Source organism: Peptococcaceae bacterium 1198_IL3148 (assembly GCA_036763105.1).
GTDB lineage: Bacteria > Bacillota > Desulfotomaculia > Desulfotomaculales > Desulfohalotomaculaceae > JBAIYS01.
Map to the genome: position 1 here is coordinate 30,993 of JBAIYS010000011.1, position 23,855 is coordinate 54,847.

The 23,855-nt window shown below is 49.3% G+C and carries 18 protein-coding genes and 1 other annotated feature; of the genes, 15 read left to right on the forward strand and 3 right to left on the reverse strand.

Features of this window, described 5'->3' with window-relative positions; translation table 11 throughout:
• Window positions 1–2: 2 nt before the first annotated feature.
• From carB to argH, 4 genes are all read left to right on the forward strand, one after another.
• Window positions 3–3,209, forward strand: coding sequence for a carbamoyl-phosphate synthase large subunit (gene carB / locus V6C27_10995; GenBank protein ID MEG6616943.1), 3,207 nt, complete (start codon window positions 3–5; stop codon window positions 3,207–3,209).
• Between the two features lie 14 nt (window positions 3,210–3,223).
• Window positions 3,224–4,168 (forward strand): ornithine carbamoyltransferase, encoded by a 945-nt coding sequence (gene argF, locus V6C27_11000; protein MEG6616944.1) that lies wholly within the window; start codon window positions 3,224–3,226, stop codon window positions 4,166–4,168.
• Window positions 4,169–4,276: 108 nt separating this feature from the next.
• Window positions 4,277–5,479: an argininosuccinate synthase gene (locus V6C27_11005; GenBank protein ID MEG6616945.1), complete on the forward strand. Its 1,203-nt coding sequence runs from the start codon at window positions 4,277–4,279 to the stop codon at window positions 5,477–5,479.
• Window positions 5,480–5,617: 138 nt separating this feature from the next.
• Window positions 5,618–6,985 carry an argininosuccinate lyase gene (gene argH, locus V6C27_11010; protein ID MEG6616946.1) on the forward strand — a complete coding sequence of 456 codons (1,368 nt, stop codon included), beginning with the start codon at window positions 5,618–5,620 and terminating at the stop codon, window positions 6,983–6,985.
• Window positions 6,986–7,635: 650 nt separating this feature from the next.
• Here argH and V6C27_11015 read toward each other — a convergent pair.
• The 3 genes from V6C27_11015 to V6C27_11025 are packed head-to-tail and all read right to left on the reverse strand — an operon-like array spanning window position 7,636 to window position 10,345.
• Window positions 7,636–8,433, reverse strand: a complete 798-nt coding sequence (locus tag V6C27_11015) for an ABC transporter ATP-binding protein (protein MEG6616947.1) — start codon at window positions 8,431–8,433, stop codon at window positions 7,636–7,638.
• On the reverse strand, window positions 8,417–9,328 hold the full coding sequence (locus V6C27_11020) for an ABC transporter permease (GenBank protein ID MEG6616948.1): 912 nt from the start codon (window positions 9,326–9,328) through the stop codon (window positions 8,417–8,419). Before V6C27_11020 ends, V6C27_11015 begins: the two co-directional genes overlap by 17 nt.
• Before the next feature lie 24 nt (window positions 9,329–9,352).
• Complete coding sequence (locus V6C27_11025; protein MEG6616949.1) at window positions 9,353–10,345, reverse strand: ABC transporter substrate-binding protein; 993 nt, start codon at window positions 10,343–10,345, stop codon at window positions 9,353–9,355.
• A 406-nt stretch (window positions 10,346–10,751) separates the two neighbouring features.
• On the opposite strand from V6C27_11025, the gene V6C27_11030 reads away from it, so the two are divergent.
• The 11 genes from V6C27_11030 to leuB all read left to right on the forward strand — a co-directional run bounded on the left by V6C27_11030 (window position 10,752) and on the right by leuB (window position 23,850).
• Entirely contained in the window at window positions 10,752–11,540 is a 789-nt protein-coding gene (locus V6C27_11030; protein ID MEG6616950.1) for a hypothetical protein, read from the forward strand.
• 86 nt (window positions 11,541–11,626) lie between these two features.
• Window positions 11,627–11,873: a binding site (T-box leader), on the forward strand.
• An 81-nt stretch (window positions 11,874–11,954) separates the two neighbouring features.
• Window positions 11,955–12,110 carry a hypothetical protein gene (locus tag V6C27_11035; protein ID MEG6616951.1) on the forward strand — a complete coding sequence of 52 codons (156 nt, stop codon included), beginning with the start codon at window positions 11,955–11,957 and terminating at the stop codon, window positions 12,108–12,110.
• Window positions 12,111–12,771: 661 nt separating this feature from the next.
• Window positions 12,772–14,433, forward strand: a complete 1,662-nt coding sequence (gene ilvD / locus V6C27_11040; protein ID MEG6616952.1) for a dihydroxy-acid dehydratase — start codon at window positions 12,772–12,774, stop codon at window positions 14,431–14,433.
• A 19-nt stretch (window positions 14,434–14,452) separates the two neighbouring features.
• The gene (ilvB, locus tag V6C27_11045) at window positions 14,453–16,114 is read left to right on the forward strand and encodes a biosynthetic-type acetolactate synthase large subunit (GenBank protein MEG6616953.1); all 1,662 of its coding nucleotides are present in this window, start codon (window positions 14,453–14,455) and stop codon (window positions 16,112–16,114) included.
• An 11-nt stretch (window positions 16,115–16,125) separates the two neighbouring features.
• Window positions 16,126–16,638, forward strand: a complete 513-nt coding sequence (gene ilvN / locus V6C27_11050) for an acetolactate synthase small subunit (GenBank protein ID MEG6616954.1) — start codon at window positions 16,126–16,128, stop codon at window positions 16,636–16,638.
• 2 nt (window positions 16,639–16,640) lie between these two features.
• Window positions 16,641–17,633 (forward strand): ketol-acid reductoisomerase, encoded by a 993-nt coding sequence (gene ilvC / locus V6C27_11055; GenBank protein MEG6616955.1) that lies wholly within the window; start codon window positions 16,641–16,643, stop codon window positions 17,631–17,633.
• A 60-nt stretch (window positions 17,634–17,693) separates the two neighbouring features.
• Window positions 17,694–19,349 (forward strand): biosynthetic-type acetolactate synthase large subunit, encoded by a 1,656-nt coding sequence (gene ilvB, locus V6C27_11060; protein MEG6616956.1) that lies wholly within the window; start codon window positions 17,694–17,696, stop codon window positions 19,347–19,349.
• A 111-nt stretch (window positions 19,350–19,460) separates the two neighbouring features.
• On the forward strand, window positions 19,461–20,984 hold the full coding sequence (locus V6C27_11065) for a 2-isopropylmalate synthase (GenBank protein ID MEG6616957.1): 1,524 nt from the start codon (window positions 19,461–19,463) through the stop codon (window positions 20,982–20,984).
• Between the two features lie 38 nt (window positions 20,985–21,022).
• Window positions 21,023–22,285 (forward strand): 3-isopropylmalate dehydratase large subunit, encoded by a 1,263-nt coding sequence (leuC, locus tag V6C27_11070; protein ID MEG6616958.1) that lies wholly within the window; start codon window positions 21,023–21,025, stop codon window positions 22,283–22,285.
• Entirely contained in the window at window positions 22,286–22,780 is a 495-nt protein-coding gene (gene leuD / locus V6C27_11075; GenBank protein MEG6616959.1) for a 3-isopropylmalate dehydratase small subunit, read from the forward strand.
• On the forward strand, window positions 22,780–23,850 hold the full coding sequence (gene leuB / locus V6C27_11080) for a 3-isopropylmalate dehydrogenase (protein ID MEG6616960.1): 1,071 nt from the start codon (window positions 22,780–22,782) through the stop codon (window positions 23,848–23,850). The genes leuD and leuB overlap by 1 nt, the downstream gene beginning before the upstream one ends.
• Window positions 23,851–23,855: the final 5 nt, after the last annotated feature.

Here is a 23,855-nt window from a genome sequence, read left to right on the forward strand (position 1 = left end):
ATATGCCAATACGCAAAGACATCAACAAAGTACTGGTGATCGGTTCTGGACCAATTATTATCGGTCAGGCGGCAGAATTTGACTACGCTGGCACCCAAGCCTGCAAATCTCTCAAGGAAGAAGGCCTGTCGGTGGTGCTGGTAAATTCCAACCCCGCCACCATCATGACCGATGCCGACATTGCCGACAAAGTATATATTGAACCGTTGACCTGGCAAAACCTGGAGCGTATTATTGAGTTGGAAAAACCCCAAGGGTTGTTGCCCACCTTGGGTGGGCAAACCGGTTTGAATTTGGCGGTGGAATTGGCAGAACAGGGCGTGTTGGCAAAATATCAGGTGGAACTGCTGGGTACTTCACTGGAAACCATCAAACGGGCCGAAGATCGGGAACTGTTTAAGGACACCATGCAAGCCATTGGCGAACCGGTTCCCGAAAGTACCATTGTGGAAAGTGTGCCGGCGGGCATTGACTTTGCCAATCAGATTGGCTACCCCATCATTGTCCGTCCTGCCTACACCTTGGGCGGAACCGGTGGCGGCATTGCTGAAAATGAAGACCAGCTGGTGAAGATTCTACACCGGGGCCTAAAAATGAGCATGATTAACCAGGCGCTACTGGAGCGCAGTGTGGCCGGTTGGAAAGAGATTGAGTATGAAGTGATGCGGGACAGCGCCGATAACTGCATTACCATTTGCAACATGGAGAACATCGACCCCGTCGGCATCCATACCGGGGACAGCATTGTGGTGGCGCCATCCCAAACGTTGGCGGATAAAGAGTACCAGCTGTTGCGAACGGCAGCCATTAAAATCATCAGAGCGCTCGGGGTTGCCGGTGGTTGCAATATTCAGTACGCCCTAGACCCCAACAGTTATCGGTATTATGTCATTGAAGTAAACCCCCGGGTTAGTCGGTCTTCGGCCCTGGCATCTAAGGCCACCGGTTATCCCATTGCTAAAATAGCGGCCAAAATTGCCATTGGTTTAAATTTAGATGAAATGGTGAACCCGGTCACCGGCACCACCAGCGCCTGCTTTGAGCCGGCTTTAGATTATGTGGTCACTAAAATTCCCCGTTGGCCCTTTGATAAGTTTGGCAGCGGTGACCGGGTGCTGACTACCCAAATGAAGGCCACCGGTGAAGTGATGGCCATTGACCGCACCTTCGAAGGTTCTTTGATGAAGGCGCTGCGATCGTTGGAAATCGGCGTAGACAGCCTACAACTTAAAGGTTCAAACAGTTGGTCGGAAATGGAATTGGAAGATAAATTGCGACACGCAGACGATGAGCGGATTTTTGCAGTGGCCGAAGCCTTTCGTCGCTACTGGACACTGCGGGAAGTACATCATCTGACTAAAATAGATTGCTTCTTTTTAGAGAAGATCAAAAATATGGTGGTGCTGGAAGACGAATTGCGGTCGGCTGGCTCCGGCCCAGAGCCAGAATTGTTGCGGCGGGCCAAAACCATGGGCTTTCCGGACAGCTATATTGGCCGACTGATTGGACTGACCGAAATGGAGGTGCGGGAACTGCGGCAGCATTTTGCCATTTATCCCACCTACAAAGTGGTGGACACCTGTGCCGCCGAATTTGCTTCGGCCACCCCCTACTATTATTCCAGTTATGATGCGGAAGACGAGGTGGCGGTCGGTAAACGGCAAAAGGTGTTGGTGTTGGGTTCTGGCCCCATTCGCATAGGCCAGGGAATTGAATTCGATTACTGTTCGGTGCATTCGGTGTGGGGATTGCAACAGCAAAACATTGAGGCCATTATCATTAACAATAATCCCGAGACGGTCAGCACTGACTTTGATACCGCTGACAAACTTTACTTTGAACCCTTAACGGTGGAAGATGTGCTAAATGTCATCGATAAAGAAAAACCGCTGGGGGTGGTGGTGCAATTTGGTGGGCAAACCGCCATTAACCTAGCTAACGAACTGGCGGACTTAGGAGTAAAAATTTTAGGCACACCAGTGGAATCCATTGATGCCGCCGAAGACCGGGAGAAATTTGAGAGGCTGTTGCAACACTTAAACATTCCCCAGACCGAAGGCCAAACTGCCACCGCTGTAGAGCAAGCGGTGACCATTGCTGAGGATTTGGGCTACCCGGTGTTGGTGCGTCCTTCCTATGTATTGGGCGGTCGGGCGATGGAAATTGTCTACAATACCACCCAAATGATAAAATATATGGAAACCGCTGTCCAGGTGTCACCCAAACACCCAGTTTTAGTGGATAAATATATCCGGGGCAAAGAGGTGGAGGTGGATGCCATTGGGGATGGAGAAAACATCTTTGTTCCCGGCATTATGGAACACATTGAGCGGGCTGGCGTGCACTCCGGTGACAGCATTGCCGTTTATCCGCCCCAAACCTTAACCCAAGCTGAACAGGAGCAAATTATAAACAACACCATTTGCATCGGTAAAGCCCTAAAGATTAGCGGCTTAATCAATATTCAATATGTGGTGGCTAAAGATGGGGTCTATGTGTTGGAAGTAAACCCCCGGGCATCCCGGACGGTGCCGATATTGAGCAAAGTAACCGGCGTGCCGATGGTGCAGGTGGCCACCCGGGCGATGCTGGGCAGAACGTTACCCCAACAGGGTTATACCGCCAAACTGGGTCCGATACCTAAATACGTTGCTGTTAAGGCGCCGGTGTTCTCCTTTGAAAAATTGGGCTTAGTGGAAACTTCGCTGGGGCCAGAAATGAAATCCACCGGCGAAGTGATGGGGGTAGATGAATCCTTCAGCTATGCCTTCTATAAAGCCATCATCGCTTCGGGCATGAAGGTGGTGAAAAGCGGCACGGTGCTATTTTCAGTGGCCGATCGGGATAAACTAGAGGCAGCGTCGGTGGCCAAACTTTATGCAGCCCTGGGCTTTAAATTGTGTGCCACCGCCAACACCACCCAAGTATTGCGGGACTCCGGCTTGGAGGTGGAGTTTATGGCCGATCCGCTGGCAGCGGTGCGCAGTGGCCAGGTGCAATTGGTGGTGAATACTCCCACTAAAGGCAAGGTGGCCACCAGAAAGGGCTTTAAGCTCCGCCGGACAGCAGCGGAATATAAAGTACCCTGTCTAACCTCATTGGATACCGCCAAAGTGTTGGCAATGGCCATAAAGAGCATTAGCCAAGGCACAATACCCCAGCCCATTAGTTTGCATGAATATAAAAGGAATTTGTATAAATATAACTGAGCGAGGTTTTAATAATGTTACTGTTACAACAAAATTTTAAAGGTCGGGACTTATTAACCCTAGCCGATTATAGCCAACAAGAGCTATTAACAATATTGGATACCGCCATTGAACTTAAACAACTGAAACAGAATAATGTTCCCACCCCTTACTTACAGGGCAAAACGCTGGCCATGATTTTTCAGAAGTCCTCAACCCGCACCCGGGTATCCTTTGAAGTGGGCATGTACCAATTGGGCGGCCAGGCGCTGTTCTTGTCCAGTAAGGATATTCAACTGGGCCGAGGTGAAACGGTGGCCGACACCGCCCGGGTGCTTTCCCGTTTTGTGGATGGCATTATGATTCGCACCTTTGCCCAAAGTGACGTAGAAGAACTGGCCGAGTATGCCACTGTGCCGGTAATTAACGGTTTAACGGACTTACTTCACCCTTGTCAAATACTGGCCGACTTAATGACCGTTAAAGAACACAAAGGACAGCTGGCGGGATTAAAATTAGCCTATGTCGGCGATGGCAACAACATTGCCCACTCATTATTACTGGGATGCAGCAAAGTGGGAATGCAGGTAGCGGTGGCATCACCGGCGGGTTACCAGCCCCATCAAACGATTGTGGAGCGAGCTCGGCAGGCGGCGGCCCAAAACGGTGTTTCGGTGGACATTACAGACGATCCGGTGGCGGCTGTGACCAATGCCGATGTGGTGGTGACCGACGTTTGGGCCAGCATGGGCCAAGAGCAAGAGGCCGCCCAGCGGGCTAAAATATTTGCCCCTTACCAAGTGAACAGCCAACTGGTTTCCCATGCCAAGGCAGATTTTATATTTTTACATTGCTTACCAGCCCACCGGGGCGAGGAGGTAACGGCAGAAATCATCGATGGTCCCCATGCGGTGGTTTGGGATGAAGCTGAGAATCGCCTGCATGCCCAAAAAGCAGTAATGGCTTTGCTTATGGAATAATTTTAATTAAAAACAAGGAAAATAAGCGTTGATGTCGAATAACATATTGTATGCGAATAAAATGCATGTTATTGTATATTTATACATGCAATAGAGGAGAGAATATCCATGGAAAAAGTTGTACTAGCTTATTCAGGCGGTTTGGACACTTCAATTATCATCGCCTGGTTAAAGGAAAACTACGGTTATGAAGTAATTGCGGTGACCGCTGACCTCGGTCAAGGGGAAGAACTGGCTCCGCTGGAAGAAAAGGCAAAACAAAGTGGTGCCAGCAAATTATATGTTGAAGATCTGCGGGAAGAATTTGTCACCGACTATATCTACCCCACCGTCAAGGCTGGTGCCATTTATGAAGGCAAATATCTGCTGGGTACCTCAATGGCTAGACCACTGATTGCCAAAAGACTGGTGGAAATTGCCGAAAAAGAAGGGGCGGTGGCCATTGCCCACGGTGCCACCGGTAAAGGTAATGACCAAGTGCGCTTTGAACTGGGTATTAAAGCTCTGAACCCCGACCTAAAAATTATTGCCCCTTGGCGTATCTGGGATATTAAATCCCGAGAAGATGCCATTGACTATGCAGAGGCCCGGGGAATTCCAGTACCGGTGACCAAAAAAAGTATTTACAGCCGGGATCGCAACCTGTGGCATATCAGCCATGAAGGTGGCGACTTAGAAAACCCTTGGCTGGGCACACCGGACGACGTACTGATGCTCACGGTACCACCGGAAAAGGCCCCAGACAAACCAACCATTGTGGAGCTGGAGTTTGAACAAGGGGTGCCGGTGAAATTAAACGGTGAAGCCTATGGCCCAGTAGAGATGCTGGAAAAATTAAATGACATCGGTGGTGCCAACGGTGTGGGTATTGTGGACATGGTGGAAAACCGCTTGGTGGGCATGAAATCCCGCGGCGTTTACGAAACCCCCGGTGGGGCTATACTGGTGGCAGCTCATAAAGAATTGGAGTTATTGACATTAGACCGGGCCACCCTGCACTATAAAGAACAACTGGCGCTGAAATATGCCGAATTGGTTTACGATGGTGTGTGGTTTACACCGCTACGGGAAGCGATGGATGCCTTTGTTAATGTGACTCAGCAAAACGTCACCGGTACAGTGAAGCTGAAACTGTACAAAGGTAGCATCTCCCCGGCTGGTGCTAAATCTCCATATTCACTGTACAATGAAGAGTTTTCCACCTTTGGCGAGGACGATGTATACAACCAAGCCGATGCCGAAGGGTTTATCAACCTGTTTGGGTTACCATTGACAGTGAGGGCATTGATGGAGCGGAAACTGAAGAAGTAACAATGCATGTCATGGGCTCAATGAATTGAGCCCCTACAGTTGTAAATTAGATATATGTCTGTGGTTTTGTAGGGGCTTGATTTATCAAGCCCTTTAAAACGTAACTGGACATTAAATAATTAGTAAAGGGTGTTGAAGATGAAATTATGGGGTGGTCGGTTTCAAAAAACCACTGACCAACTGATGGAGGACTTTCATTCCTCCATATCCTTTGACCAACGGTTATACAAATATGACATCACCGGCAGTATCGCCCATGCCAAAATGTTGGCCAAAGTAAGGGTAATTACCACCCAGGATGCGGAGCAAATTGTTGCTGGCTTAACAGGCATTTTGCGCGATATTGAAGCGGGACAAGTGGAATTTGATGTGGCGGCTGAAGATATCCACATGAATGTGGAAACACTGTTAATTCAGCGCATTGGCGATGTGGGTAAAAAACTGCATACCGCCCGCAGTCGCAATGACCAAGTGGCTTTAGACATCCGCATGTTTATGAAGGATGAGATCAAGCAAATTCAACAACTGTTGAAAGAGCTGCGGATAACTTTATTAGATTTGGCCGAAGCCAACAAGGGCACCATTATGCCCGGGTATACCCACCTGCAGCGGGCCCAGCCCATCACATTGGCCCACCACCTGCTGGCCTATGTGCAAATGTTCCAGCGGGACAGCGATCGCCTACAGGACTGCTACAGGCGAACCGACGTGATGCCGCTGGGTTCTGGGGCGTTGGCAGGCACCACCTTCCTGTTGGATCGGCATGATGTGGCCCAGCAGCTGGGTTTTGCTAACATTAGTGAAAACACCATGGATGGGGTTAGCGATCGGGACTTTGCGGTGGAGTTTTGTGCGGCAGCGTCACTGATTATGATGCACCTCAGTCGGTTCTGCGAAGAGATTATTCTTTGGTCTTCCGCTGAATTTAGCTTTGTGGAATTGGACGATGCCTACAGCACCGGTTCCAGCATTATGCCCCAAAAGAAAAACCCAGATGCAGCAGAGCTGATCAGGGGTAAAACCGGTCGGGTATATGGCGATTTGATGACACTGTTAACCATGCTCAAGGGACTGCCCATGGCGTACAATAAAGACATGCAAGAGGATAAAGAGGCACTGTTTGATGCGGTGGACACCGTGAAAAAGTGCCTGATGGTATTCCGGCCGATGATTGCCACCATGAAGGTAAAGGAAAAACAAATGGCGGCAGCAGCTAAGGGTGGATTTACCAATGCCACCGACTTGGCAGACTATTTGGTACAAAAGGGCATTCCTTTCCGCCAGGCCCATGAGATTGTGGGTAGAGCGGTGTTTTACTGCATTCAAAACCACAAGGCTTTGGAAGAAATGACTTTGGCCGAGTATCAAGAGTTGAACGAAAAAATAGAGCAGGATGTTTATGATGCCATCAGTGTGGAGCACTGTGTCACCGCCCGCCAAGTGGTGGGTGGACCAGCAGCAGAAACGGTACAAGCAGCCATTGATGCCGCTCGGGAAAGACTTTAAAGGGCAATTTTGAATTAAGCAAATAAACAAGGGCTATTGCAAAACTATGCAACAGCCCCTTTAGTTTACCCGGCATGGGCATTATCTATAGGGTGAAAGTCCCGAACGGTGAAGGTAGCAGTAGCCGTAGCTTAAGACAAGGTTGTCTACCGCGAGGTCCTATCAGCCTAAGCCAGTACGTCGAATCGAAATCCCGAATATTTGAACCAACCTTTACACCTTTCAGCTACGGGTTCCGCCCCCACGAAAGAGCCCGAATTAGCCGTTGAAGAAGCACGAAAATATATATGGCTACGACGGTGGCTACGAATGTGCTATCTCAAACAATGGAAGAAACCAAAGACCAAGAGGAAAAACTTAGTAGCACTGGGAATACCGCGAGAATGGCAATGCTGATAACTAGGTCACGCAAGGGATACTGGAGATTATCTAATACGCCACAAGTAAACAAAGCCCTTGGCCTCGCCTTCTGGCGTGAACAAGGACTTAAAAGTTTAGTTGAAAGATACAACGTACTTCGTTCCACAACATGAACCGCCGTATACCGAACGGTACGTACGGTGGTGTGAGAGGACGGGAGTTAATCACTCCCTCCTACTCGATTGTTGATAACGAACAGAGGTTGTTTACACGACACCAACCTCTTTAAATTAGTTTGCCAATAACATTCTATCGTTAGCCATGGTGTGCCCGCTGGCTTTTTTGAACATATCCAGTAAATCCGGCACCCGGGTTCTTCTGCGCTTTTCGCCCTTTATGTCTAGAATCACATTGCCTTCATGCATCATAATGGTTCGGTTGCCTATTCTTAGGGCGTCCTCCATGTTGTGGGTGACCATTAAGGTGGTTAAATTGTACTTTTTAATGATGGTTTCGGTCAGTTCCAACACCTTTTGGGCGGTGTTGGGGTCTAGGGCGGCGGTATGTTCATCCAAAAGCAATAGCTTTGGTGGCACCAGCGTGGCCATTAATAGTGTTAAGGCTTGACGTTGGCCGCCGGAGAGCAAACCCACCTTGGAGGTAAGGCGGTTTTCTAAGCCCAACTCCAATTGTTTCAGTTGTTCCATAAAGAAATCTCTGTTTTTGCGCTTAATGCCGGCCACCAGCCTGCGTTTACTGCCCCTTTTATAGGCCATGGCCAGATTTTCTTCAATGGTCATCGAGGCGGCGGTGCCTAACATCGGGTCTTGAAACACTCTGCCAATGAAGGATGCCCGGGCGTGTTCCGGTGCATTCTCAATCGCTTGACCGTCGATGGCGATGGTACCTTCATCCGGCGGAAACACCCCGGCAATCATGTTTAACAGTGTGGATTTGCCAGCACCGTTACCGCCAATCACTGTCACCACATCACCGGGTTCCAACACCAGCGAAACTCCGGCCAACGCCAGCTTTTCATTGACGCTACCTGGGTTAAAGGTCTTTCTCAGATTAGATATTGACAGCACGTTGACCACTCTCCTTTGGTTTTACTCGGTGAGGTGAAAGTTTTTCTTTAATAATGGGTGAAGACATGGCGATTACCACCAGCACCGCGGTAAATAATTTTAAGTCGGTGGTGGGTAGGCCCATGCGCATTACAAAGGCGATTACCGCTCGGTAGATAATGGAGCCCAACAGCACGGCAATTATTGCCCGCCGCAATGTTTTATCCCCTAAAATTACTTCACCGATAATTACCGATGCTAAGCCAACCGCAATCATACCGATACCCATACCGATGTCAGCGTAACTTTGGTACTGGGCCACCAGCGAACCGGATAGTGCCACCAAAGCGTTGGCCAGGGCTAAACCAATGATTTTAGTGTTGTCGGTGTTTACACCGAGGCTGCGAATCATTTGTTGGTTATCGCCGGTGGCCCTTATGGCCATACCAATTTCTGTTTGTAAAAAGGTATAGATAAGGTGGCCAATCAACAGCACTGCCGTCACGCCCAGGGCTATTACCGCTAACTTTTCCGGAATACCTAGGGCCATCACATCGGTATAAATGGTATCCATTCGCAGTAACGACAGCATTGATCTGCCCATGATGCGCAGGTTGATTGAGTACAGCGCAAGCATCATTAATATACCGGCCAACAGCGGGGCAATTTTTAATTTGGTGTGTAAAAAACCAGTGATACATCCGGCCACTACCCCGCATGTTATTGCCAACGCGGTAGCTAACCAAGGGTCGTAACCTTCAAAGATCATCCGGGCAGCCACCGCTGCCCCCAAAGTAAAACTGCCGTCCACTGTCATATCGGGAAAGTCCAACACCCTAAAGGTGAGGTAAACCCCCAATACCATCATGCCCCATAATAATCCTTGTTCCAATACGCCTATTAATACGCCTGCCAATGCAATCACCCGTTCGTTTAAGTATTATTTAATCAGTTCTTTAGCCTTTGCCTGAATTTCTTCTGGTACTGTGATGCCGGTTGTTTCTGCAGTCTTTAGATTAATGACAATGTCTGAACCGGTTTGCCCTTGAATGGCCATCTCCGCTGGGTTGGCACCATTTAAAATTTCTAACGCCATTTCACCGGTGGTACGTCCCAATTGGTAGTAATCGATACCAATGGTGGCCAGCGCCCCGCTTTTAACGGCATCGCTTTCGCCACATATTACCGCCAGTTTATTTTCTTCTGCCACCTTCATTACCGCTGGCAAAGAGGAAATTACCATGTTGTCGGTGGGTAAGTAAAAGGCATCCACCCGGCCGACCATTGATTGAGCTGCTTGCATCACTTCACTGCTGGCGGTTACCGTAACCTTAACCAATTCTATTCCCATTTCCGGCGCCACTTGATCTGCAATGTCAACTTGCACCTGGGAGTTAACCTCACTGGAGTTGTAAATAATACCTACTTTTTTAACAGTGGGTACAATATCTTTAATTAATTGCAGTTGATCCTTAACTGGGTTGAGATCGGTGGTACCGGTAACGTTGGTGCCCGGTTTCTCGATGCTGTTCACCAGCTTAGCGCTTACTGGGTCGGTGACCGCGGTAATTAAAATGGGAATATCCTTTGTGGCATTGGCCATGGTCATGGCTGATGGAGTGGCCACAGCCAGCACCAAATCGTAATCCTTTTGCACAAATTTGTTAGCGATGGTTTGTAAGTTTGATTGATCTGATTGGGCGTTTTGGTAATCCACCATTAACTTGTCGCCGTCTTTATAACCGTTTTCCGCCAATACATCCAGAAAGCCTTGTCTAGCAGCATCTAAGGCTTTGTGTTCCACAATTTGAATGATCCCCAACTTAACCTGTTCCGCGCTGGCATTTTCAGCCGGGGCCGGTTCATCGCCGCCACAGCCAGCCAATGTTAATGCCAAAAGTAACACCATTAAAGACATCAGTAACTTTTTCATGTAATTCAACCTCCTAATTTTTTTTCGGTAGTTGGCTAGTCAGTTGAATTAAATGACGGCTAAAACAAAAAAGCTTCCGATACGGAAGCTTTTAGCGTCTAAAAAATGCACACCCTCCCTACTAAAACTACCGTCCTACATGTACGTTGATATTAAGTTGTAATCCTGAAACCTACCGTACTAACCAGGCCATACTACCATATAAAACCTACCGTAAACTAATGTTAATACAGCGCCCCTTGGATGTCAATAATGTGTATAAAAAAATGGACAATGTCTTAGCTGTTAAATTTTGGATTTAATTGTCAAATGGGGTATTAATAAAGGGAAATAATTGCCGGGGCCTTGACATGGGCGGTTTAAAAGCAATAATCTCTAAATAAGAACGGAAAGGAGTGGCGTTTTAATGCGTGCAGTATTTACTTTAACTTCTGCTGAATCTAAGCGACTGTTGGGAAAAGCGGTGGCCCAACTGCCGGCGGTCAAAAGGGCATTACAAAAGGGTAGAGTAATTATCGGTGGCGGTACCACCAACGCTTATGTGGCAGAGGAAATATTGGGTATAGAGGTGGATAAGGCTAAGTACACCGCCGGTATTATTACCGGGGGCGTGCAGTGTGTCACCCCGGCGGAGGACAGGCTGGCGCCCTATTCTATTGTAGATGGTGAGGTCACTAAAGAATCTTGGTTAGAAGTGCTGGCAGATTTTACTGCCGATGATGTATTTATAAAAGGGGCCAACGCTGTTGATGCCGAGGGTCATGCCGGGGTGTTGATGTCTAATCCAAAGGGTGGCACCATTGGCCAGGCCATTGGCACGTTGGCGGCCCGGGGATCGAAACTAATCATTCCGGTGGGCTTGGAAAAAATGATTCCCTCGGTGGAATTGGCCGCGGCCGCGGCCGGCATCAACACCTTTGATTATTCCTTGGGACAAAGGGTTGGTTTAATGCCCTTGATGTATGGTGAAGTGATTACTGAAATAGAGGCGTTAGATATGCTCACCGGCGTTGATGCTGTTTGCATAGCCGCAGGCGGCGTTGGCGGTTCCGAAGGATCTGTCACGTTATCCGTCGAGGGAAGTGAAGGAATGGTGGGCGCCACCTTGGATTTAATTAAAGGCATTAAAGGGGAAAAACCAATCCCGCAATTAAAACAAAAATGCCAGTGCGGTGACCCCTGTAACCGGTTTTAGTTGGACAATGGTATAAAAACTTTCAAAATGGTGCTTGACACTGATTGTTTAAATCATTATACTTTTAGTCAACGGAATAAATGAGCAGAAAAGTAATGAAGGGGATAGTTGTCTGAGACTGAGCCACAGAGAGCCGGGGTAGCTGGGAACCGGTGCTTAAGGCAGGCATTGATCACCCCGGAGCTGCCAGCCCAAAGGTATAACCGAGTAGGTGTGGTCGGGTTGAAGAACCCGTTAACAAAACTTTGTCTATCAACAAGACACAAAGGCGGCATCTCTTTTTGAGGTGCAAGCAGGGTGGTAACGCGCAAGGTTAAACCTCTCGTCCCTGGCAGTTTAGATTAACTGCAGGCGAGAGGTTTTTTATATTTTCAGCTGGGTTCTACCAAGTAGTTTGGCAACAGTATCTTGACATTGGCGGCGGTAGGCGTTATACTGTTGGATAATTTAACAGTAACGGCGATGACAGGGCTAATGTTAGAGACTGAGCTACAGAGAACCGGGTTAGCTGGGAACCGGCGCTTAAGACTGACAGTGTCACCCTTTAGCCACCCACTGAAAGACTTTTAGTTTAGTAGGTGCGGTCGGGTTGGTATCCGTTAACAATACCGTGTTTATTAACGACACTGAGTGGTGCCCCTTAATTGGGGTGCAAGCAGGGTGGTAACGCGCGAGGATAAACCTCTCGTCCCTGGCAGTTATAATAACTGCGTGGGCGAGGGGTTTTTTATATTTTCCTCCCTCGATTATTACAAAAGCTTAACAAAAAGTTTCTTGACACTTCACCAATCAATGGCTATACTAGATATTAAATTTTACATCCGGTATAGGTGATGAAAGGGATAGGTGTCTGAAACTTAAGCTCCAGAGAATCGGGATTGCTGGGAACCGATGCTTAGGCCAGTCGCTACTCACCCTGGAACTGCCCGTCGAAAGAATTAAACCAGTAGGCGTGGCCGGGTTGCAGAACTCGTTATTAAAACTTTGTCTGTTGATCGGCACTGAGGTGGTGCCCCTTAATTGGGGTGCAAGCAGGGTGGTAACGCGCGAGGATAAACCTCTCGTCCCTGGTGGTGGAAACACTGCTAGGGGCGAGGGGTTTTTTATATTTTTTTATACCAGTTGTCCAAGTGGGACGGAGTAATGACCAATGGGTGTAAACAACACCTTCGCAATATTCGTTAAAAAGATTTGTTTAAAAAGTTGACATATGAAACGGGGGAATAAAAATATGCGCAGCGATTCAATGAAAAAGGGATTGGAGAAAGCGCCACATCGCAGTTTGTTTAAAGCACTGGGATTGGTGGATGAAGAAATTAACCGACCGCTAATTGGGGTGGTAAACGCCCAAAACGATATTATTCCTGGTCACCTGCATTTAGACCAAATTGCCGATGCGGTGAAAGCCGGCATTAGAATGGCTGGGGGTATACCCTTTGCCTTTGGCACCATCGGAGTTTGTGACGGCATTGCCATGGGGCACACCGGCATGAAGTACTCACTGGTCAGTCGGGAACTGATTGCCGACAGCATAGAGGTGATGGTTGAAGCCCACCCCTTTGATGGCCTGGTGTTGATTCCCAACTGTGACAAAGTGGTACCGGGTATGCTGATGGCAGCAGCCAGACTAAACATTCCCGCCATTGTCGTCAGTGGAGGGCCTATGATGCCCGGTAAGCACAAAGATCAAGGGGTATCCTTAACCAATATGTTTGAAGCGGTGGGTGCGGTGCAAGCCGGCACCATGACCCACGAGGAGCTGGCGGAACTGGAAGAAAACGCTTGTCCAGGTTGTGGTTCTTGCTCTGGAATGTTTACCGCCAACTCCATGAACTCACTATGCGAAGTGCTGGGCATGGCGCTACCGGGTAACGGCACGATACCGGCAGTATCTGCTGCCCGGACTAGATTGGCGAAGCAGGCTGGCATCAAAATAATGGAGCTGGTGCAAAAGGACATTAAGCCCAGTGACATCATTACCGAAGTTGCCATTAACAATGCCTTAGCGGTGGATATGGCCCTAGGGTGCTCCACCAACACAGTGTTGCACCTGCCGGCCATAGCCCATGAGGCTGGCATAGAAGTAAACCTAGACATGTTTAATGAAATCAGTGCCAAAACGCCAAATCTGTGCCGATTGGCCCCTGCAGGATTTCACTTTATGGTGGATTTGAACGAAGCCGGTGGCATTCCGGCTGTGATGGCCGAACTGAATAAAAAGGGATTAATTAACGGAGAAGCCCTTACTGTAACTGGAAAAACAGTGGGTGAAAATATTGCCAATGCCTGCATACTAAATAAGGAAGTTATTCGTCCCGTTGACAATCCCTATGCAGCCAGTGGCGGTATTGCTGTACTGAGGGGCAACCTAGCCCCAGGGGGAGCGGTGGTGAAACAGGCGGCGGTGGCACCGGAAATGATGCAACATCGAGGCCCCGCCCGGGTATTTGATTCCGAAGAAGCAGCCCAACAGGCGTTGATGAACCAGCAAATTAACAAGGGCGACGTCATTGTCATTCGTTACGAGGGCCCTAAGGGCGGCCCCGGCATGAGGGAAATGTTATCCCCCACCGCCACGGTGGCTGGGTTGGGATTAGATAAAGACGTAGCACTTTTAACGGACGGACGTTTTTCCGGTGCCACCCGGGGAGCATCCATTGGCCATGTGTCACCGGAGGCGGCCGAAGGCGGCCCGCTGGCGGCAGTGAGAGACGGAGATATCATTAACATTGATATTCCTAACCGTAAACTAGAAGTGGAATTGAGCCCAGAAGAATTGGCAGCCAGATTAGAGCACTGGCAGGCGCCGACACCTAAGGTGAACAAAGGCTACTTGGCCCGATACGCCAAAATGGTTACCTCCGCTGGAACTGGAGCGGTATTGAAAAAATAACTAGTGGGAGTGTTGGTTTATGAAATATAAAGGAGCGGAAGTGTTGCTAAAGGCTTTGGAAGCCGAAGGTGTAGACACAATATTTGGTTACCCCGGCGGAGTGGTATTGCCAATTTACGATGCACTTTACGATTCTGATATTAATCATATATTAACTCGTCACGAACAGGGGGCAGCCCATGCGGCAGATGGTTATGCCCGGGCCACCGGTAAAGCGGGGGTATGTTTAGCCACCTCCGGCCCCGGCGCCACCAACTTGGTGACTGGTATTGCCAATGCCTACATGGATTCGGTGCCACTGGTGGCCATAACCGGCCAGGTGGTCACCTCGCTTTTGGGTCGGGATTCCTTCCAAGAGGCGGATATCACCGGAATTACCTTGCCAATCACTAAGCATAATTACATGGTAAAAGACCCCAACGATTTGGGGGATATTGTTAAAGAAGCCTTTCACCTGGCCACCACCGGACGGCCGGGGCCGGTTTTAATCGATATTCCTAAAGATATATCCACCGCCGAAGTGGACTATCAGGGGAGCGGCCCGCTGAATCTGCCGGGTTACAAACCACCTACAGCCGGTGCCGAAGATTTAGTTAATCAAGCAGCCAGTGCGCTGATGCGCAGTGAACGGCCGGTGATTTATGCCGGCGGTGGCGTGGTGGCTTCCGGTGCCCACCAAGAATTAAAGCAGTTGGCAGAAGTGCTGGCAGCACCGGTAACCACCACCCTGATGGGAATAGGCGGGTTTCCCGATGATCACCCGCTCTCTTTGGGCATGTTGGGCATGCACGGCACCCGCTATGCCAACTACGCAGTGAGCGAATGCGATTTATTGTTGGCGGTGGGGGTACGGTTTGATGACCGGGTAACCAGTAAAATAGAAAGCTTTGCCAAGGATGCCACCATTATTCATATTGATATCGACCCCGCCGAGTTGGGCAAAAATGTAAGGGTAGACGTGCCCATTGTGGGTAACGTAAGTATAGTGCTAAAACAGTTGCTGGAGCGTTTGGCCGCTAAACTGCCGGGGGCTTGGCAAGAAAAAATTAACCGCTGGAAAAAAGAGTACCCGTTAAATTATCAGGTCAGCGATGTGACCATTAAACCCCAGCAAGTGATCAGCGAAATTTACAACGTTACCGGCGGCAATGCCCGCATCACCACCGAAGTGGGTCAGCACCAGATGTGGGCGGCCCAGTACTACAACTACACTAAACCCCGTTCCTTCATCTCCTCCGGCGGCTTGGGAACCATGGGCTATGGTTTTCCGGCAGCCATTGGCGTGCAAGTGGGCTGTCCCGATGAAGTGGTGTTTGACATTGCCGGCGACGGCAGTATTCAAATGAACATTCAAGAACTGGGCACTGCGGTAAATTATGATCTGCCGGTGAATGTGGCGGTGATGAACAACGGTTACCTAGGGATGGTGCGCCAGTGGCAGGAGCTGTTCTATAACCGCCGTTATTCCCAGTCAGAAATGACCAGTCCAGACTTTGTCAAACTGGCTGAAGCTTACGGCGCCGAAGGTTACCGGGTAGAAGATCCCACAGATATTCGGTCGGTGCTGGAACAGGCGGTGGCCAGCAGCAAGCCGGTAATGATGGACTTTGTGGTGGAACAGGAAGAAAATGTAGTGCCAATGGTGGCCCCTGGAGAACCAATTAACAAAATGTTGGGTTAGGAGTGATGATGATGCTGCATACGTTGGCGGTGTTGGTAGAAAACAATCCCGGGGTTTTGGCCCGGGTGGCAGGTTTGTTTAGCCGGCGAGGTTTTAACATTGACAGTTTGGCAGTGGGACGCACCGATAACCCAGCCATCTCCCGCATGACCATTGTGGTGGAGGGCGACGATCACACGCTGGAACAGGTGACCAAACAGCTGCACAAACTGGTGGATGTAATTAAAATTAATGACGTTACCAACGAACCCCATGTGGACAGAGAATTGGTGTTGATCAAGGTGCCGGTGGACCGAGCCAGTCGTTTAGAGGTAATGCAAATCGCCGATGTTTTTCGGGCCAAGGTTGTGGACTACGGCCCCAAAACACTGACCCTTGAAGCCACCGGCACCGGTGAAAAAATTGACGCACTGGAAGAGGCGTTGCGACCCTTTGGCATTAAAGAACTGGTGAGAACAGGTAAAATCTCTATCCTAAGGGGAGCAAAATACACAACAGCAAACATTACTAAGGAGGAAGAATAAAGATGGCAAAGGTATTTTATGATCAAGATGCAAACATAGATTTACTAAAGGGTAGAAAAATTGCGGTATTGGGCTATGGCAGCCAAGGTCATGCTCAAGCGTTAAATTTAAAGGATAGTGGCTTGGAAGTACTGGTTGGCTTGCGTAAAGGAAGCTCCAGTTGGGCTAAGGCCGAAGCCGCAGGTTTAGAAGTGGGCACTGTAGCTGAAGTATGTGAAAAAGCGGATATCATCCAAGTACTGCTGCCAGATGAAATTCAAGGCAAAGTATATAGAGAAGAAATTGAGCCTCACCTAACCGAAGGCAAAGCGCTGATGTTTTCCCACGGCTTTAACATCCACTTTAACCAAATTGTACCACCAAAAAATGTAGATGTATTGATGGTGGCACCAAAGAGCCCGGGACATTTAGTGCGTTGGATGTATCAAGAAGGCAATGGGGTACCGGCACTGGTGGCTGTACACCAAGATTATACCGGCAGAGCCAGAGACTTAGGCCTGGCCTATGCCAAGGGCATTGGTAGCACCAGAGCCGGTGTCTTTGAAACCACCTTTAAAGAGGAAACCGAAACCGACCTGTTTGGTGAGCAAGCAGTACTTTGCGGTGGCCTAACCAAACTAATTCAAGCGGGTTTTGAAACCCTGGTGGAAGCCGGATATGCTCCGGAAATGGCTTACTTTGAGTGTTGCCACGAAATGAAACTAATTGTGGACTTAATCTACCAAGGTGGCCTAGGCATGATGCGTTACTCAGTAAGTAACACCTGCGAATACGGCGATTACACCCGGGGGCCCCGCTTAATCACCGATGAAACTAAAAAAGAAATGAAAAAGATTTTGGCAGAGATTCAAAGTGGCCAATTTGCCAAAGAGTGGATGCTGGAAAACCAAGTTAATGCACCAATGTTTAACGCCATGAAGAGAAATGAGCGGGAGCATCAAATTGAACAGGTTGGGGCAGAACTGCGCAAAATGATGCCTTGGTTGCAGAAGTAAGCTTAAATAAATAATGGAAAATTGGCACCGCCGCCAATTTTCCAATAGGGGGTGTTAGCTTTGGAAATGACTGTTGCCGAAGCGTTGGTGCGCTGCTTGGAACTGGAACAAGTGGATAGAGTGTTTGGTTATCCAGGCGGTGCTATTCTCCCTGTTTACGATGTACTATACAAAAATGACCAGATTAAGCATATACTAACTCGTCATGAACAGGGGGCAGCCCTTGCCGCCTGCGGGTATGCTAGGGCTACTGGAAAAGTGGGTGTCTGCATGGCCACCTCTGGTCCTGGGGCCACCAACTTGGTGACCGGTATTGCCAACGCCTATATGGATTCGATTCCGTTGGTTTGCATTACCGGCCAGGTGTCGACCAGTCAGGTTGGCACCGATGCCTTTCAAGAAGTAGATATCACCGGCATTACCTTGCCAATTGTAAAGCACAACTATTTATTGAAAGATCCCCATCAACTACCCCAAGTGGTTAAACGGGCCTTTCATATTGCGGCCACCGGTAGACCGGGTCCGGTATTAATTGACATCCCCAGGGATGTTCAAGATGTGGTGATAGACTTTGCATATCCGGACAAAGTCTATTTGCCCGGTTATAAACCAACCTATGAAGGCCATCCGGGACAAATTAGCAATGCGGTGAAGTTGATCAAAAATTGCAGCCGACCGGTAATTTACGCCGGCGGTGGCATAATTAATTCCAATGCCAGTGGAGCATTGACTAAATTTGCCGAAACCATTGGCGCTCCGGTGGTGACCACGTTGATGGGTTTGGGCAGCATTCCAGGGGAGCACCCCTTGTTTATGGGCATGCTGGGCTTGCACGGTGCCCGCTATGCCAACTTGGCCGTTACCAACTGTGATTTGCTAATTGCGGTGGGAGCCAGGTTTGATGATCGCGTAACCGGAAAAATAGCCGCCTTTGCTCCCAATGCCCAAATTATTCATATTGATATTGATCCGGCAGAAATTAGTAAAAACGTACCCTCTCACCTACCCATCGTAGGTGACACAACCCAGGTTTTGCGGGCGTTGCTTAAAAAAGTGAAGCCTAAAGACAACCAAGATTGGTTAGCCCAGATACAAAGGTGGAAACAACAAAATCCGCTAGACTATCCCCGGGATGGCAAGCTTAAACCACAATATGTAATTGAGCAAATGTACCAGTACACCAAAGGTAACGTGGTGCTAGCCACCGACGTTGGCCAACACCAAATGTGGGCGGCCCATTACTTTAAGGTTAATGGCCCCAGAAGCTTTGTTACCTCCGGTGGCCTAGGTTGTATGGGCTTTGGCCTACCCGGTGCCATTGGGGCCCAATTTGGTCGCCCCGACCAAACGGTGGTGCTGGTCACTGGGGATGGCAGTATTCAAATGACCATGAATGAACTGGGTACCGCCGCAGAGCATCAATTGCCGCTAAAAATATTTATTTTAAACAACCATTGCCTGGGCATGGTACGGCAACTGCAGGAATTTTATTTTGATAAACGCTATATAGCGGTAAATTTACCCTTTGACTTGGATTTTGCCGCTTTGGCCCCGCTATATGGCATGAGGGGTTATACCGTCACCAATGAACACCAATTGGCCGCAGTATTGCCCCAGGTGTTTGACCAACCGGGCGGGGTAATTGTCAACTGTTTGGTGGACCCAGCAGAAAATGTGATGCCCATGGTGATGGCGGGCCAAGGCATTGGCGACTAAGGCATGATAATTTAAAAACCATTAAGGGCTCAGGTAATTGAGCCCTTAATAAAAATACTACCTTTAGTGTTAAATATTAACTTATTAGTAAAAAGATGAGAGGTGAGGTTGTTGTCCAACCGTGTGTATATCTTTGACACCACCCTGCGTGACGGCGAGCAGTCACCCGGTGTCAGTCTAAATAAAACCGAGAAGGTACAGATTGCCAGGCAGTTGGCTAAAATGGGCATTGATGTGATGGAGGCAGGTTTTCCGGTAACCTCACCGGGAGATTTTGCGGCGGTGCAGGCAGTGGCCCGGGAAGTAAAGGGGGCATCGGTGGCGGCGTTAGCCAGGGCAAACCTTAATGATATCGATCGCGCTTGGGAAGCCATTAAAGAGGCTGAGCAACCTAGAATTCACACCTTTATCGCCACCTCAGACATCCACCTGAAATATAAACTGCGCAAAGATCGGCAACAGGTGTTGGAGGCTGCGGTGGCCGCAGTGAAACACGCCTGTAAGTACACAGCGGACGTGGAGTTTTCGGCCGAAGATGCCTCCCGCTCGGATTTGGATTATCTGTGTCAAGTGCTGGAGGCAGTGATTGCCGCCGGGGCAAAGGTAGTTAACATACCGGACACTGTGGGCTATAGCACCCCCAAAGAGTTTAATCAATTCATTGCCAGCATAGCTGAGCGGGTGCCCAACATCGATCGAGCCATTATTAGCGTGCATTGCCATGACGACTTGGGTTTGGCGGTGGCTAACTCGCTGGCAGCGGTTTCTGCCGGAGCCCGGCAGGTGGAAGGCACCATCAACGGTATTGGTGAGCGGGCCGGTAATGTTGCCCTAGAAGAAGTGATTATGGCGCTGTACACCAGACAGGATCAATTCCAAGTGACAACCAGTGCCGTTACCGAAGAAATTTACCGCACCAGCCGGTTGGTGTCCAGCCTGACCGGTATAGCGGTACAGCCCAACAAAGCCATTGTGGGTAAAAACGCCTTTGCCCACGAATCGGGCATTCACCAGGATGGTGTGCTGAAGGAACGCACCACCTATGAAATTATGAACCCCACCATGGTGGGTATTTCTCAGAGCAACTTGGTTTTAGGTAAACACTCCGGCCGTCATGCCTTTAAAGATCGGTTGATTGAACTGGGTTACCGATTAAACGAAGATGAGTTAAACAAAGCCTTTGTCCGCTTTAAGGATTTGGCCGATAAGAAAAAAGAAATCAGTGACCAAGACTTGGAAGCCATTGTGGACGAAGAAATTAGAGACTTGCCCAATACCTATGATTTGGCCTACCTACACATATCCAGTGGTACTACCATTGTACCGACAGCCACCGTTGGTTTGAAAGTTGAGGATGAACTGATTGAAGAAGCGTCCTGCGGTGATGGCCCAGTGGATGCCATTTATAAAGCCATCGATAAAATTACCGGCCTGCACTTAGTGCTGGAAGAATACCGCATTAATGCTGTCACCGGCGGTAAAGATGCTTTAGGTGATGTCACGGTGAAACTGCGCAAAGCAGATAACGGTCACATCTTCATCGGTCGCGGCGTCAGCACAGATATTTTGGAGGCCAGTGCCAAGGCCTATGTTAACGCCAGCAATAAATTGGTTTATAGAAGAGACCAGCAGTAGTAAAAAGCAATTATGAATTATAAGGGTGGTAACGAACTATGGGAATGACGATAACAGAAAAGATTTTGGCGGCCCATGCCGGCAAAGACTTTGTGGAACCTGGTGAAATGATAAACGCCAAGGTGGATTTGGTTTTAGGTAACGATGTCACCGGGCCGGTGGCCATTCAAGAGTTTAATAAAATTGGGGTAGAAAATGTATTTGACAAAGACCGGGTGGCGTTGGTGCCAGACCATTTTGCCCCCAATAAAGATATAAAATCTGCCGAACTGGTGAAACAACTGCGGGAATTTTCCCAGCAACAGAACATCACCAACTTTTTTGAAATCGGTCGCATGGGCATTGAGCACTGCCTATTGCCTGAGCAAGGCTTGGTTGGCCCCGGAGACTTGGTTATTGGCGCCGATTCCCACACTTGTACCTATGGTGCCCTGGGTGCCTTTGCCACCGGCGTTGGCAGCACCGACTTGGCCGCCGCCATGGCGCTGGGAGAAAGTTGGTTTAAAGTGCCGGAAAGCATCAAATTTGTGTTCTACGGTCAATTGAACCCTTGGGTGGGGGGCAAAGACCTAATCCTTTACACCATCGGCAAAATTGGTGTGGACGGTGCCCGCTATAAAGCGATGGAATTCACCGGTCCGGTAATTCAAGAACTCTCTATGGATGGCCGCTTCACCATGTGCAACATGGCCATTGAAGCCGGCGGTAAAAACGGTATCATTGAGCCCGATGACAAGGTTAAGGCCTATGTGGAGAGTCGGGCTAAGCGCCCATATCAGTTCTACACCAGCGACCCAGATGCCAAATACAGCGAAGTGTACGAATTTGACGTCAGCAAAATTGAGCCCCAGGTGGCTTTCCCCCACCTGCCGGAGAATACCAAACCAATTAGTGAAGCGGTGGGTGTAGAAATTCAACAGGCAGTAATTGGTTCTTGCACCAACGGCCGCATGGATGACCTGCGTTTGGCGGCCCAAGTGCTGAAGGGCAACAAAGTTAACAAGAGCGTGCGCCTGTTAATTTTCCCCGGCACCCAGGAGATCTACAAGCAAGCCATGCGGGAAGGCTTGATGGACATATTTATCGATGCCGGTGCAGCAGTGAGTACCCCCACCTGTGGTCCTTGCTTAGGTGGCCACATGGGTATTTTGGCTAAGGGCGAGCGGGCCATTGCCACCACCAACCGCAACTTTGTTGGTCGGATGGGACACCCCGAAAGTGAAGTTTACCTGTCCAACCCAGCGGTGGCAGCCGCCTCTGCCATACTGGGACGAATCGCCAAACCAGAGGAGGTGCTGTAAATGAAACTAAATGGAGCAGCATGGAAATTTGGTAACGACATTGACACCGACGTAATTATTCCGGCCCGCCACCTAAACGCCCCCGATCCGGCGGAATTGGCTAAACACTGCATGGAAGACGGTGACCCGGACTTTTACAAGAAAATTTCCCCCGGGGACATCATTGTGGCCGGCAAAAACTTTGGTTGTGGCAGTTCCCGGGAACACGCCCCGATAGCCATTAAAGCGGCGGGACTATCCTGCGTCATTGCCAAGTCCTTTGCCCGGATATTCTATCGCAATGCCTTTAACATCGGTTTGCCAATATTTGAATGTGCCGAAGCGGCAGAAAAAATTGAAGCCGGCGATAAATTGGAAGTGGATGCAGACAGCGGGCTTATTAAAAACCTAACTAAAAATGAGACCTATCAAGCCACCCCGGTGCCTGATTTTATGCAACAAATTATTGGCGCCGGCGGACTGATTAAGTATGTGCAGAAAAGGGTGAACAAGTAATGTTTAAAATAGCGGTGTTGGCTGGCGATGGCATCGGTCAAGAAATAGTGCCGGCAGCGGTGGCAGTATTAAAGGTGGTGGCTAAAAAATACCACCACGAATTTCAATTTGTGGAGGGTTTAATCGGCGGCAGCGCCTACGATGCCGTGGGTAACCCGCTGCCGGAGGAAACTTTAACCCTTTGCAACAACAGCGATGCAGTACTGTTGGGGGCGGTGGGGGGACCCAAGTGGGATAATCTGCCCTCTCACCTGCGGCCCGAAGTGGGGGCGTTGCTGCCGTTAAGAAAAGGGTTGGGACTTTACGCCAACCTGCGCCCGGTGCAGGTGTTCCCTGAACTGGCCGAAGCATCCACCTTGAAGGAAGAGGTGGTGTCTGGTTTAGATGTGCTGATGGTGCGGGAACTGACCGGCGGCCTCTACTTTGGCGAAAAGAAAAAGGAAGAAATTGCCGAGGGTTATCGGGTGGTGGATACGTTGGTTTACACCACCCCGGAAATTGAACGGGTGGCCAAACTGGCCTTTGAACTGGCCCAAAAGCGCAGCGGTAAAGTGACCTCGGTGGATAAAGCTAACGTTTTAGAATCCTCCAGACACTGGCGGGAGGTGGTTAACGGCCTGGCCGCAGCTTACCCCGGGGTGGAATTAAACCACCTGTATGTGGATAACTGTGCCATGCAGTTGGTGCGCAACCCCAAACAATTTGACGTGTTGGTAACGGAAAACATGTTTGGTGACATACTGACCGACTTGGCAGCCCAACTGACGGGCTCCATTGGCATGTTGCCTTCGGCCAGCGTTGGCGGCAACGTCAGCCTGTACGAACCAATTCACGGATCAGCGCCGGACATTGCCGGCCAGGATATAGCTAACCCACTGGCCACCATTTTATCCGCTGCCATGATGCTGCGTTTGAGCTTTAACTTAGATGAAGCCGCCCAAGCGGTTGAGCAGGCGGTGGCCAAAGTGCTGCAAAAGGGCTATCGCACCGGAGATATTATGCAACCGGGCATGAAACCGGTGGGTACTAAAGAAATAACTGAATTAGTAATTAAAGAGCTAGAAGCTTAATATAG

Coding starts and splice junctions, on each gene's coding strand:
- carB (MEG6616943.1), top strand. CDS start 3: ATGCCAATACGCAAAGACATCAACAAAGTACTGGTGATCGGTTCTGGA.
- argF (MEG6616944.1), top strand. CDS start 3,224: ATGTTACTGTTACAACAAAATTTTAAAGGTCGGGACTTATTAACCCTA.
- V6C27_11005 (MEG6616945.1), top strand. CDS start 4,277: ATGGAAAAAGTTGTACTAGCTTATTCAGGCGGTTTGGACACTTCAATT.
- argH (MEG6616946.1), top strand. CDS start 5,618: ATGAAATTATGGGGTGGTCGGTTTCAAAAAACCACTGACCAACTGATG.
- V6C27_11025 (MEG6616949.1), bottom strand. CDS start 10,345: ATGAAAAAGTTACTGATGTCTTTAATGGTGTTACTTTTGGCATTAACA.
- V6C27_11030 (MEG6616950.1), top strand. CDS start 10,752: ATGCGTGCAGTATTTACTTTAACTTCTGCTGAATCTAAGCGACTGTTG.
- ilvD (MEG6616952.1), top strand. CDS start 12,772: ATGCGCAGCGATTCAATGAAAAAGGGATTGGAGAAAGCGCCACATCGC.
- ilvB (MEG6616953.1), top strand. CDS start 14,453: ATGAAATATAAAGGAGCGGAAGTGTTGCTAAAGGCTTTGGAAGCCGAA.
- ilvN (MEG6616954.1), top strand. CDS start 16,126: ATGCTGCATACGTTGGCGGTGTTGGTAGAAAACAATCCCGGGGTTTTG.
- ilvC (MEG6616955.1), top strand. CDS start 16,641: ATGGCAAAGGTATTTTATGATCAAGATGCAAACATAGATTTACTAAAG.
- leuC (MEG6616958.1), top strand. CDS start 21,023: ATGGGAATGACGATAACAGAAAAGATTTTGGCGGCCCATGCCGGCAAA.
- leuD (MEG6616959.1), top strand. CDS start 22,286: ATGAAACTAAATGGAGCAGCATGGAAATTTGGTAACGACATTGACACC.
- leuB (MEG6616960.1), top strand. CDS start 22,780: ATGTTTAAAATAGCGGTGTTGGCTGGCGATGGCATCGGTCAAGAAATA.